Annotated in this window: 18 protein-coding genes and 1 tRNA gene; 13 read left to right on the forward strand and 6 right to left on the reverse strand. The window is 69.0% G+C overall.

Annotation, left to right across the window (positions count from 1 at the left end; all coding sequences use genetic code 11):
• Positions 1-9 precede the first annotated feature (9 nt).
• Positions 10-786 carry a RhlG family 3-oxoacyl-ACP reductase gene (locus TK50_RS10875; RefSeq protein WP_043962628.1) on the forward strand — a complete coding sequence of 259 codons (777 nt, stop codon included), beginning with the start codon at positions 10-12 and terminating at the stop codon, positions 784-786.
• An 83-nt stretch (positions 787-869) separates the two neighbouring features.
• On the opposite strand, the gene TK50_RS10880 is transcribed toward TK50_RS10875, so the two are convergent.
• Positions 870-1301, reverse strand: coding sequence for an SsgA family sporulation/cell division regulator (locus TK50_RS10880; RefSeq protein ID WP_007075525.1), 432 nt, complete (start codon positions 1299-1301; stop codon positions 870-872).
• Positions 1302-1597: 296 nt separating this feature from the next.
• Here TK50_RS10880 and TK50_RS10885 point away from each other — a divergent pair, with 296 nt between their 5' ends.
• The 4 genes from TK50_RS10885 (at position 1598) to TK50_RS10895 (ending at position 5959) form a co-directional block, all read left to right on the forward strand.
• On the forward strand, positions 1598-2152 hold the full coding sequence (locus TK50_RS10885; protein WP_043962629.1) for a TIGR02611 family protein: 555 nt from the start codon (positions 1598-1600) through the stop codon (positions 2150-2152).
• 50 nt (positions 2153-2202) lie between these two features.
• Positions 2203-2277 (forward strand) — tRNA-Val (locus TK50_RS10890).
• Positions 2278-3038: 761 nt separating this feature from the next.
• Positions 3039-4562: a hypothetical protein gene (locus tag TK50_RS33625; RefSeq protein ID WP_144420208.1), complete on the forward strand. Its 1524-nt coding sequence runs from the start codon at positions 3039-3041 to the stop codon at positions 4560-4562.
• A gap of 230 nt (positions 4563-4792) precedes the next feature.
• On the forward strand, positions 4793-5959 hold the full coding sequence (locus TK50_RS10895; RefSeq protein ID WP_422119923.1) for a helix-turn-helix domain-containing protein: 1167 nt from the start codon (positions 4793-4795) through the stop codon (positions 5957-5959).
• Between the two features lie 276 nt (positions 5960-6235).
• Here the strand turns inward: TK50_RS10895 and TK50_RS10900 are convergent, their stop codons facing one another.
• Positions 6236-6451, reverse strand: a complete 216-nt coding sequence (locus TK50_RS10900) for a winged helix-turn-helix domain-containing protein (RefSeq protein WP_043962631.1) — start codon at positions 6449-6451, stop codon at positions 6236-6238.
• 332 nt (positions 6452-6783) lie between these two features.
• On the opposite strand from TK50_RS10900, the gene TK50_RS10905 reads away from it, so the two are divergent.
• From TK50_RS10905 to TK50_RS10930, 7 genes are all read left to right on the forward strand, one after another.
• Complete coding sequence (locus TK50_RS10905) at positions 6784-8022, forward strand: helix-turn-helix domain-containing protein (RefSeq protein WP_043962632.1); 1239 nt, start codon at positions 6784-6786, stop codon at positions 8020-8022.
• A gap of 194 nt (positions 8023-8216) precedes the next feature.
• Entirely contained in the window at positions 8217-8387 is a 171-nt protein-coding gene (locus TK50_RS34370) for a hypothetical protein (protein WP_199485996.1), read from the forward strand.
• Positions 8374-9576 carry a helix-turn-helix domain-containing protein gene (locus TK50_RS10910; RefSeq protein WP_043962633.1) on the forward strand — a complete coding sequence of 401 codons (1203 nt, stop codon included), beginning with the start codon at positions 8374-8376 and terminating at the stop codon, positions 9574-9576. The genes TK50_RS34370 and TK50_RS10910 overlap by 14 nt, the downstream gene beginning before the upstream one ends.
• A 2-nt stretch (positions 9577-9578) precedes the next feature.
• The gene (locus TK50_RS10915; RefSeq protein ID WP_043962634.1) at positions 9579-9818 is read left to right on the forward strand and encodes a hypothetical protein; all 240 of its coding nucleotides are present in this window, start codon (positions 9579-9581) and stop codon (positions 9816-9818) included.
• Positions 9819-9892: 74 nt separating this feature from the next.
• Entirely contained in the window at positions 9893-10258 is a 366-nt protein-coding gene (locus TK50_RS10920; protein ID WP_043962635.1) for a hypothetical protein, read from the forward strand.
• A gap of 81 nt (positions 10259-10339) precedes the next feature.
• Entirely contained in the window at positions 10340-11152 is an 813-nt protein-coding gene (locus tag TK50_RS10925; protein ID WP_043964274.1) for a MerR family transcriptional regulator, read from the forward strand.
• A 145-nt stretch (positions 11153-11297) separates the two neighbouring features.
• Positions 11298-12137, forward strand: coding sequence for an SDR family NAD(P)-dependent oxidoreductase (locus TK50_RS10930; RefSeq protein WP_043962636.1), 840 nt, complete (start codon positions 11298-11300; stop codon positions 12135-12137).
• 71 nt (positions 12138-12208) lie between these two features.
• Here TK50_RS10930 and TK50_RS10935 read toward each other — a convergent pair whose 3' ends face one another.
• The gene (locus TK50_RS10935; protein ID WP_043962637.1) at positions 12209-12823 is read right to left on the reverse strand and encodes a TetR/AcrR family transcriptional regulator; all 615 of its coding nucleotides are present in this window, start codon (positions 12821-12823) and stop codon (positions 12209-12211) included.
• An 80-nt stretch (positions 12824-12903) separates the two neighbouring features.
• Here TK50_RS10935 and TK50_RS10940 point away from each other — a divergent pair, with 80 nt between their 5' ends.
• Positions 12904-13773, forward strand: a complete 870-nt coding sequence (locus TK50_RS10940; protein ID WP_241773969.1) for an NAD(P)H-binding protein — start codon at positions 12904-12906, stop codon at positions 13771-13773.
• 18 nt (positions 13774-13791) lie between these two features.
• Here TK50_RS10940 and TK50_RS10945 read toward each other — a convergent pair whose 3' ends face one another.
• The 3 genes from TK50_RS10945 to TK50_RS10955 all read right to left on the reverse strand — a co-directional run bounded on the left by TK50_RS10945 (position 13792) and on the right by TK50_RS10955 (position 15673).
• Positions 13792-14184: a nuclear transport factor 2 family protein gene (locus TK50_RS10945; protein ID WP_043962639.1), complete on the reverse strand. Its 393-nt coding sequence runs from the start codon at positions 14182-14184 to the stop codon at positions 13792-13794.
• 10 nt (positions 14185-14194) lie between these two features.
• Positions 14195-15061 (reverse strand): pirin family protein, encoded by an 867-nt coding sequence (locus TK50_RS10950; protein WP_082106248.1) that lies wholly within the window; start codon positions 15059-15061, stop codon positions 14195-14197.
• Positions 15062-15169: 108 nt separating this feature from the next.
• Positions 15170-15673: a MarR family winged helix-turn-helix transcriptional regulator gene (locus TK50_RS10955; protein WP_043962640.1), complete on the reverse strand. Its 504-nt coding sequence runs from the start codon at positions 15671-15673 to the stop codon at positions 15170-15172.
• Between the last annotated feature and the right edge of the window lie 2 nt (positions 15674-15675).

The raw sequence follows: 15675 nt of genomic DNA on the forward strand, positions 1-15675 counted from the left end.
GGGGATGGCATGACGGATCTGTTCTCGGTCGAAGGCAAGACGGTCCTGGTCACGGGCGGATCGCGGGGGATCGGCCTGATGATCGCCCGGGGCTTCGTGCGGGCCGGCGCGCACGTGGTCATCTCGTCCCGCAAGGCCGACGTGTGCGAGGCCGTCGCCAAGGAACTCTCCGCCGAGGGCCGCTGCGAGGCGATCCCCGCCGACCTCAGCCGCGACGAGGGCGCGCTCGGGCTGGCCGAAGCGGTACGCGAGCGGGTGGACCGGCTCGACGTGCTGGTGAACAACGCCGGGGCGACCTGGGGTGCGCCGCTGGAGGCGTACCCGGAGAGCGCCTTCGACAAGCTGTGGGCCGTCAACGTCAAGGCCGTCTTCCGGCTCACCACCGCCCTGCTGCCCGAGCTGCGGGCGGCGGCGAGCGCCGACGACCCCGCCCGCGTGATCAACATCGGCTCGATCGACGGGATCCGGGTGCCGTGGCTGGAGGTCTACGCGTACTCGGCGACGAAGGCCGCCGTGCACATGCTCACCCGCAGCCTCGCCCACCAGCTCGCCGGCGAGCACATCACCGTCAACGCGATCGCGCCCGGCCCGTTCGAGAGCAAGATGATGGCGTTCGCGCTGGACGACCCGGAGGCGCGGTCGGCCATCGAGAAGCAGGTGCCGCTCGGGCGCATCGGTCGCCCCGACGACATGGCGGGCGCGGCCATCTACCTGTCGTCGCGGGCCGGGGCCTACCTGACCGGCGCGGTCATCCCCGTCGACGGCGGGGTCACGACGCACGGCTGAACGCGCAGCGCGTACCCCATGGTTGGTGAAAGCCCGGGGCCGCGCGGACTCGGCAGATCCGCGCGGCCCCGGGTGTGGCGTGGTCAGCGACCGGCGAGCAGCCGGGTCACCGCCGTGTCGACGTCCAGGTGGTCGGCCTCCCGGCCGCGCGGGACGACGACGTAGGTGCGCCGCAGGAAGCGCACCAGGACGCTGCGCGGCACCTCGAACAGGGCGTTGCCGTCCGGGGACGACAGCGCCAGCGCGACGAAGTCCCCGCGCGGGGTGGCCCACGGCCAGACCCGCACGTCGCCGATGCCGGCCGGCTCGTCGAGGCCGGTGACCAGCAGTTCGCGGGCGAACGACCAGCTCACCGCCTCGCCACCGGCCGATTCGGCATGGAACAGGACATGGACCGCATACGGGTCAGCAGGGTCGTAACGCAGGCTGGCACGCACCGGCAAGGCGGTGGCGTCAGGCGCGACGAGCCTTAGCGACGTCTCGACCTCTACGGTCGTCGGTCGGATGACACTCATGGACGTTCTCCCCCCGGCACCGCTGCGGAACGCGCGTGTCCCGCTTTCCCCATACTCAGGTGCTACCTCTGGCTACGCTCCGCCATACGCTGACTTCACCCTGTGGTGGGAAGAGGGTCGGAAACGCCGCTAGAATGTGAAAATTCTTGTACGATATCCGGTTTTGCCCAATGCTTGATCCCGCCCGGCGTCGGGGTTGGTTCAGACGTCGACTTACTCCGGTAACGTCCAGTGGTCCGATGGAGTGACGGGCCGCAGCGACACTGGGGGACGAAATGACCACGAACCGATCCTCAATGGAGGTCGCGGCCCGGTCCGGAAACCCGAACGGCGGGGTCCGGACAGCCGAAAGGCGGGGGTACGCAGTGCCGAAGCAGCAGCGTGGCCGGCGCGACCCGGGAGCACCCGGCGACGCGACGACCGGGGGTGGGACAGCCGTCGCCGAACGGCGCGGCGGACGCCTGCGGCAACGCATCGCCACCACCCTCGACCTGATCCGCGCCAACCCCACCGGCCGCGTCGCCCTCAAGATATTCATCGCCGTCGCCGGTGCGATCGTCGTCACCGTCGGCATCGCGCTCATCCCGCTGCCCGGCCCCGGCTGGCTGCTCGTCATCGCCGGGCTGGGCGTCTGGGCCGTCGAGTTCCACTGGGCCCGCCGGCTGCTCGCCTTCACCCGCCGGCACGTGCACGCCTGGACCCGCTGGGCCACCAGCCGGTCACTGCCCGTGCGCCTCGTCCTCGGGTCCGTGGGCCTCGTCTTCGTCGCCACGGTGGTCTGGCTGTCGCTCAAGTACAGCCTCGGCATCGACCTGGTGGCCCGGGCGCTGCACTACCTCGCGACGCACTGACCCCGGATTCGCGGTCCGGTCCCTCGATCAGGTAGAGTCATCGTCGCTGAGGGCGATTAGCTCAGCGGGAGAGCGCTTCGTTCACACCGAAGAGGTCACTGGTTCGATCCCAGTATCGCCCACCAGGTCAGAGGGCACATCCAATCGATGGATGTGCCCTCTTTCGCGTCCTGAGTACCTAGCTGAGTGACTAACGGTCCGGGGATGGCGGGTCCACGATGACCGTGCCCGCTGAGCACTGCGGACCCGAGTTGGTGCGGGTTACCTTGTCCGTCACGGTGGTGCCGGCCTGCCCATGCAGGTCGGCTGATGTCTTCCAGGCAGACGTCGCTACTCGACAACACCGACACGAAGCTGCCTTGCAGCTCCCGGGGTCGTTCAGCCGGCGGCGATCAGCCCGGCCCAGCGGCGATGCACCGAACACTCGCCGAACGTTCGGGGCGTCGGCCGGACTGGCGCGCACGAGGTCCCGAGACTGCCAGTCATAGCTGCATTCTCCCCGGTCTTGGTGCTGTGGCGCCCGGGGCCGCCGCAGTGCGCCCACACATCGGAGCGGTAGTGCGAGATCGCCCCGCGGCTTTCTGGTCTTGGTGTCGCCACAGGCCCGGACCGAGTGTCATCCCCGTGACGGACGGCGGCGGCGGGATCATCGTCGGGATGGCTGTCCAGGTCGACATGCCTAGGTGAGGGGCTGCAGTTCCTTCTTCTTCCCTAGGTTGTTGACACTTGAGCACACCGAGCGCGGGGAAACGGCGATACCGAAGCGCGGGCGAAGGGCACGGGAGAGGCAGATCAACTAGGACTGCCTAAAGTGGACCGGCAACCCTGTAGGGCTTGAGCGCTTAAGTTACCCTTGTGGTCCTGCGGCTACTTGAAGGTGGGTGTAATGGCTGGCGTCCCTAGAAGGCCACATATCCAGCGGGTGACTAGGTGGATCAATGGGGTTGCGCGTGAGATTGCCGAGGTTTCTCGTCCAGATTCCCGTAGCAATCTATCTCGCATCCTGCCGGTTGCGGCTGGAGTGGCCATCTTGCTGGTGATCACTCTTATCATATTTCTTTGGGTCGTCGTCACGATCTTGTCCGGGTTCAAGATGCCAGACCCGCAAGCGGTGTCTCGCCTTCTAACTTCAGCCATTAGCATGACGGCGCTGATAGGCGCTTCCCTGGGTGCCGTTTATGCGTTCCGCAAACAACTCCTTGCTGAAATGGAAGGGGTGCGGGCGGAGCAGCAGGTTTATTCAGAAAGATTTGTGAAGGCGGCTGAGTTGCTTGCGCACGAAAGGCCGTCGGCGCGGCTTGCTGGACTCCATTCACTTACGAGTTTGGCCGACGACTGGCATCAGGGACGTCAGTCGTGTGCCTCGGCTATAGCTTCGTATCTCCGTTTGCCGCCGCCTGATGAACCGGGCGAGCGTGAAGTTAGGCGTACCGCGTGGAAGTCCGTGCGCGATCGCCTGATGGACCCCTCCGCGCCCAACTCGTGGCACCGTGAGGAGTTGGACTTCTCTGGAGGCACGTACCAATCTGTTGACTTAGATGACGCGAATCTGCAAGGAACTAAAGTTCTCTTTAGGGATTGCGTTTTCCGGGACGGCGAACTGCGTCTTAGAAACGTCAATATAATGAACGGGCATATTGACTTTACGGGTTCATCATTTACTAACATGGCAGTTTTTATGGGCGGGATGAAGATTGATGGAAAATCTGACATATATCTGGATCGCACCAAGATTTCGGAATCGGAGTTCCATCCCGTAGCCGTAAGTCTTGCGCGTGAAGCATCCATTAGTGTGACGGATGCCGAGGTGTCGAAGTCGAACTTCAAGTTCGATGCCGATCACTTGCTCGCTTACATGTCTCAGGCGAGACATTCGGTTATTGCTGGAGAGGTTGACTTTTCGAGGTCTGTGCTTACTGACGTCTCGATTCCTATGCATAGTTATACGCTGAGGGCTGGTCGACTAGTTTTTGATGATGCGGTGACCGACCATTTCAATATGTCGCTCCCTGGGACGCTGGAAGGCCACGTCTATATCAACTTGGATGTCAAAGCGATGGGCCCGACGGCGATTGCGGTCGGGCCTGGAGAAATTTCTGGCGGTGACCTGCGAATTCGTCCCGATAAGGGCGTGCCGGGCACGCTTGAAGTTGACTTCATCAACTATCGGGTGCTGGGTGGCGAAATAATGGTGCAGGCGGTCCAAAATGTCTGGAAGAAATTTAGATTCGACCACATTGGTGAGGTTGTTGGCCGACTAAACTTCAACCTCCCATTTCCTGAAGGTGTAGAGGTTGATATAGATGTAGAGGTTGAAGATATATACAACGTAAGGCGACTGCATCGACGCAGGCGGACGGGTCCGGACACGGGACCGCTGCCAGAGGGCGGTGCTCCAATCGATCGCTAAGCGAGGCATGATCTGCCTCGGCGGGTCTGAGCGCGCGGTACGGCAGTCGATCGCACTTGCTGCTACGTAGGCACCTTCGGCAGTAGAGTTCCGGTCCTCGTCGGGGGATGCACTCTGCTCGGTCCGTTAGTGGCGACTATGCCGATTCTGTCGGCTCCCATGTACCGTCAGTAGTGGTTGTCCGCTGACTAAAGCTGAGCGGGTTCGTCATTCCGGCTGGGAGCGCCGTTGTGTCGCACGTCGATCCGCGTTTCGGGGCTCGGATGCGGGCTCTGCGTGCCGACCGGGGCCTGTCGCTGCGGGCGCTCGGGCAGCTCGCGCACCGGGGCAAGAGCCACCTCCATGATCTGGAGACGGGTGCCAAGGCTCCGACGCCCGAGACGGCCCGGCATCTCGATGAGGTTCTTCAGGCTGGCGGTGCGCTCGCGCGGCTGGTTGGTCAGCCTGTCGACCATGATGCTGAGGCCGACGAGTTGCTTGCCCGGGTGCGGGCCAGCGATGTGAGCGCCGAGACGCTCGCCCGGATCGAGGCCAGCGTCGACGGCCTGGCGAGCGCGTACGCGACGACCCCGCCGGCAGACCTGCTGCCGATGGTGCGCCGGCACCTGGCGTACGTGGGCCGGCTGCTGGATGGCCGGGGAACCCTGGTGCAGCGGCGGCGGCTGGTCGTTGCCGGCGGGTGGTTGACCGTGCTGCGTGCGACGGTGCACATCGACCTTCGGCAGCGTTCCGCAGCCGGCGCGCACCTGGTCGCTGCTGCGGCGCTCGCCGAACATGCCGAGCATGCGGAGATTCAGGCGTGGTGTCTGGAGACCCGGGCGTGGGACCGGCTCACCCAGGGTGAACATCGGCAGGCTATCGACCTGTCTCAGCAGGCCCAACAGCTGGCACCTCGGGGCAGCTCGGCGCACATCCAGGCGACGGCGCAGGAGGCGCGGGGGTTGGCCCGGGTGGGTGACGTGCGGCGGACCCGTGACGCGCTGGACCGCCTGGAGCGGTTGACCGCGAACCTGCCCGTGCCGGAGCGAGCCGAGCACCACTACCGGTACGACCCGACGAAGGCGCTGGCGTACACGGCGACGACGTTGTCGTGGGCGGGTGACCCGGCTGCCGAGCAGGTGGCCCGGGTGGCGTTGGCGGAGTTGGACCCGCGCGGTGACGGGGGCGACAGGCCACGGCGGTCCGCGTCTGCCCGCCTCGACCTGGCCCTGGCCTTGGTCGCTGCCGATCAGCCCGATGAGGCAAGCGCGGTCGCCGCCGAGGCGATCCGTTCCGGGCGGGTGGCACCGTCGAACTGGTGGCGGGCGCGCGAGGTGCTGCGAAGGGTCGAGCAGACCGACACGGCAGAGGCGTCGGCGCTGCGCGAGGTGTACGAGGCATACCGGCCCGCCGGCTGACAGAGGACAGCCGACCCGCCCAGCGGACACCCGACACCTTTGAGCAACCGCCCGATCACTCAATGCTGTGAGCGAGGGCGGGATCGACGCGAACACGCCAGAGCGCCGAGACCCGCCCGGAGCCGGGCGCGGCGGTGTTGGTCCTTCCACGAGCACGCCGTCGCGCCCCTACCAGCGGAGGTGGGGAATGGGCGACACCGGTCCAGTCGAGGGGAAGGGTGGGTAGAACCGGGCAGAAGCGGGTGCCTCCCGGCATCCCGTGTGCCCCAGAGGGCATTATTCGGCGACGAAGACGCCCACGCCCGGCAGCGTCTCGGTCATCCCCTTGATCCGTAGCACCTGCATGGCCCGGTCGACCACGGGCTCCGTAACGCCGTAGTGCTCGATCAGCTCTCGGCGGCTGGGCAGCCTGGAGCCCGGTGGGAACTCGCCGGATGTGATGCGTTCGGCGAGGTCGTCGGCGATCTGTTCGTAGCGGTAACGCGGTGGCACGGTGTTCCCCTCCGTTGCATCACGAGTAGACCGCCTACGTCAGCCCTTGGGACAAACGGCACCTACAGGTCGTTATCGAGGAGGCCGTGGGCCACTTACCTTCCAATGCGGATGCGGTCGACGGCGTACAGCTCGTGGGAGCCGTCGGAGCGGAAGATCACGGTGACCGGGTTGCCTATAAAGACTCATAGACGAAGGGCGTGATCCTATACCGATGTGATCGCTGTGTAGGCGTCGGGACACTGCTTGCGGTCGGCCGGTGTACCGTCCGAAGTGGCAGCTCATCGGGATGGGCCGGTGGGCGGTCGCTGGATGCGCTAGCGGGAGATGGCATGACCAGGCCAACCGTCGGGGATCGTCTCGCGGAGATTCGTCGTGAGTCGCGGCTGACGCAGGAGCAGCTTGCCGAGCGGTCCGGCGTCAGCGTCGAGGTGATCCGGAAGCTGGAGCAGGGCAGCCGGGGTACTGCTCGACTCGACACCCTGCATGCGCTCGCTCGTGCCCTCGGGGTGCCTACGTCCGCGCTGCTGGGTGATGCGTCGCAGGCTGCTGCCCAGGGGGAACCGGGTCATCGGCAGTTGTCGTTGGCGGAGATTCGCCGGGTGATCGCGCCTGTGCGGGGGATCGATGGTGTTCCGCTCATGGTGCCGGCAGGTGAGCCGCCCAGTCTTGACACGCTGCGGGGGAATCTGCACGCTGCCGATCGGGTCTACAGCGCTGGTGACTACGCCGTCGCGTTGCGGGTCGTGCCGCCGTTGTTGATGGACATGCGCGCTGCAGTCGATCTCGCTGGTGATGAGAGGCGGGCTGAGGCGTACGACTTGCTCGCTCGTGCCCAGCATTTGGCGGGCGGTCTGCTGATCCAGCTGCGCTCCGACGACTTGGCGCAGACTGCGCTCTCGGAAGCACTTGACACCGCGCAGCGGTCGGGGGATCGGGTGGTGGCAGCCACTGTCATCCGGACGATGTGTTGGCTGTTGATGCGTCAGGGCCGTATCCGTGAGGCTGCGGAGTTGGCGGTGGTCACCGCTGACGAGGTTGAGCCCCGACTGTCTCGGGCGACTCCGGCTGACCTGGCCGCGTGGGGGTGGCTACTACTGAGTGCCGCTGCAGCGCGGTCCAGGGACAACCGGCCTGATGAGGCGGCCGACCTCATCAGCGTCGCCGCCGCCGCTGCGGTTCGGATCGGCGAGCGAGTGCCGGCGGAAAAGCAGTTGATGCTGGTGGGTGGGTTCGACACCGCCAAGGTGCAGATGCAGCGGGCGGAGGCGGCGGCCGTGGCCGGCGATGCGGGGCGAGTGTTGAAGTTGTCTGCGCTGGTTCCGCCCGTGCCGACCATCAGCAAGTCGGCGTGGCGGCGGCATCGGCTGGATCTGGCATGGGCGTATGCGGAGCTGCGACGGTACGGGAAGGCGACAGCGGTGCTGACGCAGTTGCGGGGCACAGCGCCTACCTGGCTACGGCAACAGCGGTACGCCCGGGACATCGTGGAGTCGATCGCAACGGGTCGCCGTCGGGCGATGACGGACGAGTTGACGGACCTGGTCGACCTGATGGGCTGTGCGCGCTGACTGGTACGGCGCGTCCGAGTCGATAGTTCGCGATCTCCGGCTCGCACCAATCGCACCTGTGTGCTCACCACCGGCCACGCCATTCTGTGACGGCGAGGTGACCAGCTGTTGCTTGATGGCTGTCACCGACGCCGGGCGCGGCGGCGACGGTCCTTCAAGAGCTTGCCGTCGCGCCCCTACCAACGGAGGTGGGGATGCGGAATCAGGACGATAAGCCGACGCAGAGTCGGGGTGAGCAGATCCAGGCGGACGAGCACGAAGCCGCCAAGCAACGCCTGCTCGCGCAGGCCGAGGCCGAGCGGATACCTGCCGAGGAGACCACCAAGGCCGTACCGGACCGGCGGTGGCGTCGTGGACAGCCTTGAGTCGCTGCCGGTGGGCCGGCGGGTCGCGTACTGGCGGGGTCGGCGGAGGTTGTCGCAGCAGGTGTTCGCCGATCGGCTCGGCAAGTCCAAGAGCTGGGTGGACAAGGTCGAGCGGGGCGTCCGGTCCCTGGACAGGGTGTCGACCCTGCACGACGTCGCCGCCGTGCTGCGGATCGACGCGGCGGTGCTGCTGGGCCGCGACGCCCGGCCCGCGGAGGTGACCGGGCGGATCGAGGGCGTGGAGCGGATCCGGGAGGCGCTGTCGACGTACGACATGGCGGTGGGACGCCCGGTGGTCGGCTGCCCGGGGGTGCCGGCGGACCGGGTGGCGCGGGATGTCGGGCATGCCTGGATCACGTTCCAGTACGCCCGGTATCCGCGGGTGGCCGAGCTGCTGCCGGAGCTGCTGGCCGGCGCGCAGCGCGCGCATGCCGACGATCCGGGGCGGGGTCGGGCGACGGTGGTGGAGGCGTACCGGCTGACCGCGTCGCTGCTGGTAAAGCTGGGCGAGGCCGAGCTTGCGTGGCTGGCCGCCGACCGGGCGATGCTCACCGCGACCGGCGACCCGGTGCTGGTGGCTGCCGCCACGGTGCAGCTCGGTCAGGTCATGCGCGCCTGCGGTCGGGTGCGGGCGGCGTTGTCGACGGCGCTGGCCGCCGCGTACCGGATCGCCCCGCCCGACCCCGACGACGCGCGACCGGCGGAGTTGTCGTTGTGCGGGACGCTGCTGGTGCAGGGGGCCCTGGCCGCCGCCCGGCACGGCGACGACCGCACGGTCGCCGACCTGCTCGACGAGGCCGCCGCGATGGCCGCCCGCGTCGGCGACGGCCACGACCACCATCGCACCGCGTTCGGGCCGACCGCCGTGGACCTGGCCCGGGTTGCCGCCGCTCTCGACCTCGGCCACGCCCACGACGCCGTCACCTGGCACGAGAAGACGGTCGCGCGCGACGGGTGGCGGTGGCTGCCCGCCGAGCACCGGGCCGCGCACCTGCTCGACGCCGCCCGCGCCTACCTGCACGCCGACGACCCGGCCAGCGCCGCCCGCGCGCTGGTCGAGGCCGACCGCACCGCACCAGCGGAGGTACGCCACCGCCCCGCCGCCCGCGACATCGTGGCCCAGGTCGCCCGCGACCCGCACGCCCCGGCCACGATCGTTCAGCTCGCCGCCGCCCTCGGGGTGACCTGAGCATGACCGCGCCGTTCCTGTCCCTGGCGCAGATCCGCAACCGGCTGATCCTCACCGCCCGCTGGGTCCTGCGCGAGCACCGACCCGGACCCGACGGACGTTGCCCGATCTGCCGGCGATCGGGATGCACCGTGGCCACCGCCGCCCGCAACGTCATCGACGCCGCTGAGGAAGTGCAGCAGCGAAGCACAGCAACCCAGCCAGCCAAGCCGGACCTGGACATCCCTGGGCAGACCGGATGACCTGGGATGACACCCGATCCGACCGGCTCGCCGAGAGTTGACCCTCCCCCTGCGGGAGACCTGATCGTTGGGGCATGGAACTGAACTCGAAGCGAGGAACCGCGATCAACTGGCCGGAGCTGCCGGCGGTGATCAGGGGCTTTCTCCCCGCGCATGAGGCCCGGGAGACGGAGACCACGGCCGGCGCGTTCGCTGCGGACGCGGTGGTGACGGATGAGGGCCGTAGCTACCGGGGGGCGGAGGAGGTCCGGAACTGGCTGGTCAATGGGGGCAGTGGGTACACGTACACCACGGAATTCGTCGGTGCTCACCGGGTGGGTGAGGCACGCTTCGATGTGGTGCAGCATCTGGAAGGTGACTTTCCGGGTGGCTCTGCGGACCTGCACTACCGGTTCGTCCTGGACGGCTCCTTGATCACCCGGCTCACGATCGAACCGTGAGCCCCACATCGGAAGGAAGCAACCCCAGGAGCGCCACTGACCAGGAGATTCAGAACGTCGTGTGAGATGGATGCTGTGACGATGCGGAAAGGCTTGACCATCGGCGAGTTCGCCACCATGAGCCACCTGAGCGTGCGAACCCTGCGCCGCTACCACGAGGCCGGGCTGTTGGCGCCGGCCGTGGTCGACCCGCACACGGGTTACCGGTACTACCAACCCGAGCAGATCGCGACCGCGCAGGTCATCCACCGGCTCCGGCAGCTCGACGTGCCCCTGGCCGAGGTCAAGTCGATCCTCGCCACCGACGACCCGCAACGGCGCACCGAGCTCGTCGCGGGCCACCTGCGGCGACTTGAGGCCGAGCTGGACCGCACGCGAGCCGCCGTCGTGTCGCTCCGCCAGCTACTGCGTCCGGACGCCGCCGCGCCCAAGATCGAACTGCGTTCCGTTCCCACCCGGACCGTGGTCGCCATCCGCGCCCAGGTCCGGCACGAGCACGCGCTCGCCTGGTTCGACACGGCGATGACCGAGCTGGACGAGGCCTTCCCGCCGACCGAGCGCACCGGGCCCCCCGGTGGGCGGTACGCCAACGAACTGTTCACCGACGGCGTCGGCCTCATGACGGTCTTCCGCCCGGTTCGCCACCCGCGCGGGAGTGGCCGGATCGAGGTTGTCGAGTTGCCGTCCGCCGACCTCGCCGTCGCGGTCCACCGGGGGCCACACGACGACATCGACGTCACCTACGGCCGCCTGGGCGCCTGGGTCGCCTCCCACGCCCTGGGCGTCGACGGGCCCGTCCACGAGACGTACCTGGTCGGACCGCGCGACACGGGGCGCTCCGAGCGGTGGCGGACCGAACTCGGGTGGCCGGTGTTCCGCCTGGCCGCCGCCTGACGGTCCGGGCACCCGGCTGGCGATCCTGACCGGATCCGAACCTGGGGCGACCGTGATCACAGCCGCCGCCCCTGGACCCTCTCCCGAGGAGAGGGCCGAGGGTGGGACGAAGACGGGCAGGCACCGGACGAGGGACGGAACGAGCATGAAGACCTGGTTCATCACCGGAGGCACCCCGGGTGGCTTCGGCATGGCGTACGCCGAGGCCGCGCTGGACGACGGCGACCGGGTGGCGTTGACGACGAGACGGCCCGAAGAACTGGAGCCGTGGGCGCGGCAGTACGGCGACCGCGTCCTGATCCTGCCCGCCGACGTCACCGACCGGAAGGCCGTCGAGCAGGCTGTGCGTGCCACCGAGGAACACTTCGGCTCCATCGACGTGCTGGTCAACAACGCGGGCCGCGGCTGGTACGGCTCCATCGAGGGCATGGCCGACGCCGAGGTCCGACGCATCTTCGAGCTGAACTTCTTCGCCGTCCTCACCGTGATCCGTGCCGTCCTTCCCGGCATGCGTGCCAGAGGCGGCGGGTGGATCGTCAACATGTCCTCGGTGGCCGGGCTACGCGGTGTCGAGGGATTCGGGTATTACAGCGCCGCCAAGTCCGCGCTCGAAGCCGTCACCGAGGTGCTCCGCGCGGAGGTCGCCCCGCTGGGCATCCAGGTGATGGCGGTGGAGCCGGGTGCCTTCCGCACCCGCGCCTACGCGGGCTTCGCCGACGAAGCCGTCGAGGAGACCATCCCGACGTACCTGCCGATGCTGGAGAAGGTCCGCACCGCCATGATCGATCAGGACGGGAAGCAGCCCGGTGACCCGCGTCGCGGAGCCCGCGCGGTGATCGCCGCGATGGGCCAGGAAACCCCGCCGCGCCGACTCGTCCTGGGCAGTGCCGGATTCGACGCGGTCGTCACCACGCTCGAGGGCGCCCTCGACGACATCCGCGGCTCCGCCGCGCTCTCCCGAGGAGCCGACTTCCCCGTCACCTGATGCGCCACCGGCACGGGTGACCGCCACCGGGCCCGCCCGTGGCCCGCCCTCCTTCATCGGGCGCTGCTCGGCTAGAGGTGGCTCGTGGCGCGGCCCAGTTGGGCGAAGGCCAGGTCCGCGTCGGCGACCGCCTCGGGGTGTACGTCGCGTGCGGTCCGCCCGGCGGCGATCTTCTGCCAGTTGGTGCGGGCGAGCACGCGTTGCACCGCGATCACCTGGGCGGCCAGCAGCCGGCCCCGGACGCCCGGGTCGAGGGCGGCGGCCAGGGCGTCCTCGTCGTCGCGCAGGTATTGCAGGAGTCGTCCCGCCAGGCTCGGGGTGCCGAACACCAGCCGGTGGAACGCCACCACCTCGGGGTGGTCGTTGAGGCCGGTGACGGGATCGAAGCGGTCGAGGCCGGCGCGGAAGTGCTGGTGCAGGGCCGCGATCGGCGCGGTGCCGGGGCGGCGCTCGCCGACCACGCGCGCGGCCTCGCCGTTGTGGTCGGCGAAGCGGTGCAGGACGAGGTCTTCCTTGGTGGGGAAGTAGCGGAACAGGGTGGGTTTCGACACCTCGGCCGTCGCGGCGATGTCGGACACGGACACCTGGTCGAACCCGCGCGCCAGGAACAGCGAGATCGCCGCGTCGGCGATCGCGTCCCGGGTTCGTGCCTTCTTGCGGGCCCGCAGGCCGACCGGCTCGCTCACCGCGCCAGCGTAACCTTTGTTACCGGGTTGCTTTTGTTACTTGGTAACGATTGAATGGGGGCATGGGACAGTTTGATGACGTGAGACCCGCAGGAGGGCCGCCGGTGCTCGTCACCGGGGCGACCGGGCGCATCGGCCGAGCCGTGGTCGACCTGCTGACCGGGGCGGGCGTGCCGGTCCGCGCCCTCGTGCGGCGCGCGGAATCGGCGGCGACGCTGCCCGCCGGCGTCGAGGTCGTCACCGGCGATCTCACCGCGCCCGGGTCGCTCGACGCCGCGCTGCACGGCGTCGGCGCGGTCTTCCTGGTCTGGACGGCCCCGCCGCAGACCGCGCCGGCCGTCGTCGACCGGCTGGCCGCCCACGCGCGGCGGGTCGTCTACCTGTCCGCGCCGCACCGGACCCCGCACCCGTTCTTCCAGCAGCCCAACCCGATGGCGGCGCTGCACGCCGGGAACGAGCGGCTCATCGCGGCCACCGGGCTCGACGCGACGATCGTCCGGCCGGGCATGTTCGCGTCCAACGCCCTGTCCTGGTGGGCCGCCGCGATCCGGGGCGACGGCGTGGTCCGGTGGCCGCACGGCGCGGCCGAGACCGCCCCGGTCGACGACCGCGACGTGGCCGAGGTCGTCGCGCGGATCCTGCGCGAGGGCGGACACGTCGGCGGCGACCACGTCCTGACCGGCCCCGAGTCGCTGACCCAGGCCGAACAGGTGCGCATCGTCGGCGACGCGCTGGGCCGCAGGCTCACGTTCGAGGAGATGACGCCCGACGAGTTCCGGAACGCGGTCCCGGAGGCCGCGCGCCCGGCCGTGGACATGCTCCTGGCCGCGTGGGACGCCGCGACGGGACGCCCGGCGTACGTCACCTCCACCGTGACCGACCTGCTCGGCAGGCCGGCGCGCACCTTCCGCCAGTGGGCCACCGACCACGCCCCCGCGTTCACCGGCTGACGCCGGCCCGCCGCCGGCTCAGTTCTTGAGTGCCTGGGTGAGCACGGCGGTGTCCGCGGTCTGCCACTCCCGGACGAGGCGGCCGTTCTCCACCGTCCAGACGTGGGCGAACCGCGACGCCACCTCGACGCCCTCCTTCGTCACGGCGTGGTAGTGGCCGAGCACGAACACGTGGCCCTGATCGTCCGCGTAGATCTCGTCGGCCTCGGCGCGCATCGAGCCGAACAGTTGGAAGAGCGGGCCGAAGAAGTCGCCCATCAGGCTCTCGTAGCCGTGGAAGACGCCACCGTACGGGTAGCCCGGGGTGATGTCGACGACGATGTTGGGATCCATGAGCTTCGCGGCGACGTCCGGTGAGCCGGAGTTCGCGTAGAGCTCCCGGACGAGGTCGATGTTGGCCGAGCTGGTCATGTCGTTCTCCTCAGTAGTCGGTGTCGGCGATCGGTGCGAGGCGGCCCATCTCGCCGGCCCGGTGGCGGGCTGCGGCGGCCTGGATCTGGGCGTGGTCGTTCATGATGAACGGGCCGGCGGTGACCACGGGGTCGCGCACCTCTGCGCCGGCCATGACGAGCAGGTGCGCCGGCTCGGGGGCGGCCAGCGTCACCCGGCCCGCGCCGCCCGTCAGCGCCACGGCGTGCGTGCCCCCGACCGGCACCACCCGGTCGCCGGTGCGGGCGGTCACGGTCCCGTCCAGCACGTAGACGACCGCGTGGTGGGCGGCCGGCAGGTCGAACGGGATCTCGCCGCGCAGGTGGATGTCGAGCAGGGTGAACGGCTCGGTGGGGGACAGCGGCGAGGCGACGCCGGCGTACGCGCCGACCACGACCCGGACCCGGCTGCCGTCGTCCCCGACCCACTGCGGGACGTCGGCACCCTGCAGGTGGTGGACCCGGGGCGGGGAGAGCTTGTTGCGGGCGCTCAGGTTGACGAAGATCTGCAGCCCGTGCAGTTCCCGGCCGGGTGTCGCCGGAACCTCCTCGTGGATCACGCCGCTGCCGGCGTCGGTCCAGACGATGCCGCCGGGGCCGACGCGCAGGTCCACGCCGGAGGAGGCGCGGCTGCGCACGTCCCCCGGCGAGTCCTCGAACACGTAGGTCACGGCCGCGAACCCGGCGTGCGGGTGCGGGGAGAACGGAAGGCCGTCGACCCGGAAGTCGTCCAGCACGGCGACCGGTGAAGCGGCGACGCCCAGCTTCTCCAGGTCGACCGAGAGCAGCGAGGTGAAGCCGGGTATGCGCCGCTGCTCGGCCGCCACGACCGGGGAGAGCTCGATTTGTGATGTTGTCATGTCAACAAAGCTAGGGGTGCCACCGTGATGCGTCAACAAAATTGGTGTTGACGAACGACACACCGTGGGTGGCGGCTCCTGCCGCCACCCACGGTGTGAGGAGACGGCTCAGCGGTTGGTCGGGCAGGTGTCGTTGTCGTTGCCCGCCGCCTCGCCGTGCTCGGCGGCCAGGTGCTGCGTGACGACGTCGGCGATGTCCCCGAGGACATCCAGTTGCTCCGGGGTCAACAGGTCCACGAAGCAGTGCCGCACCGCGGCCAGGTGGATCGGCGCCGCCGCCGTGATGGCGGCGGCGCCGGCTGCGGTAAGCACCACGTCGAATCCCCGGGCGTCGTCCGGGCACGGGGCCCGCTCGACGGTCCCGCGTGCCTGCATGCGGGCGATCTGGTGGGACAACCGGCTGCGCTCCCAGTCCAGGGCGCGGCACAGGTCACGGGACCGGATCCGCTGGCCGGGTGCCTCGGACACGTTCACCAGGACCGCGTAGTCGGCCTCGGTGAGCCCGCACTCCTGGTTGAGCTGCCGGGCCAGCCGGGCGGTCAACGCGGCGCGCAGGTGATGGAAACCACGCCACGCGCGGCTCTCGCGCTCGTCCAGCCAGTTGTGCTCCATGC

The sequence above is a fragment of the Micromonospora haikouensis genome (assembly GCF_000876225.1).
GTDB lineage: Bacteria > Actinomycetota > Actinomycetes > Mycobacteriales > Micromonosporaceae > Micromonospora > Micromonospora haikouensis.

Bases quoted from the DNA above. Each gene is read 5' to 3' on its own strand.
- TK50_RS10930 (WP_043962636.1), top strand. From the start codon at position 11,298: ATGAAGACCTGGTTCATCACCGGAGGCACCCCGGGTGGCTTCGGCATG.
- TK50_RS10905 (WP_043962632.1), top strand. From the start codon at position 6,784: ATGACCAGGCCAACCGTCGGGGATCGTCTCGCGGAGATTCGTCGTGAG.
- TK50_RS34370 (WP_199485996.1), top strand. From the start codon at position 8,217: ATGCGGAATCAGGACGATAAGCCGACGCAGAGTCGGGGTGAGCAGATC.
- TK50_RS10950 (WP_082106248.1), bottom strand. From the start codon at position 15,061: ATGACAACATCACAAATCGAGCTCTCCCCGGTCGTGGCGGCCGAGCAG.
- TK50_RS10925 (WP_043964274.1), top strand. From the start codon at position 10,340: ATGCGGAAAGGCTTGACCATCGGCGAGTTCGCCACCATGAGCCACCTG.
- TK50_RS10945 (WP_043962639.1), bottom strand. From the start codon at position 14,184: ATGACCAGCTCGGCCAACATCGACCTCGTCCGGGAGCTCTACGCGAAC.
- TK50_RS10875 (WP_043962628.1), top strand. From the start codon at position 10: ATGACGGATCTGTTCTCGGTCGAAGGCAAGACGGTCCTGGTCACGGGC.
- TK50_RS10880 (WP_007075525.1), bottom strand. From the start codon at position 1,301: ATGAGTGTCATCCGACCGACGACCGTAGAGGTCGAGACGTCGCTAAGG.
- TK50_RS10885 (WP_043962629.1), top strand. From the start codon at position 1,598: ATGGAGGTCGCGGCCCGGTCCGGAAACCCGAACGGCGGGGTCCGGACA.
- TK50_RS33625 (WP_144420208.1), top strand. From the start codon at position 3,039: ATGGCTGGCGTCCCTAGAAGGCCACATATCCAGCGGGTGACTAGGTGG.
- TK50_RS10915 (WP_043962634.1), top strand. From the start codon at position 9,579: ATGACCGCGCCGTTCCTGTCCCTGGCGCAGATCCGCAACCGGCTGATC.
- TK50_RS10920 (WP_043962635.1), top strand. From the start codon at position 9,893: ATGGAACTGAACTCGAAGCGAGGAACCGCGATCAACTGGCCGGAGCTG.
- TK50_RS10955 (WP_043962640.1), bottom strand. From the start codon at position 15,673: ATGGAGCACAACTGGCTGGACGAGCGCGAGAGCCGCGCGTGGCGTGGT.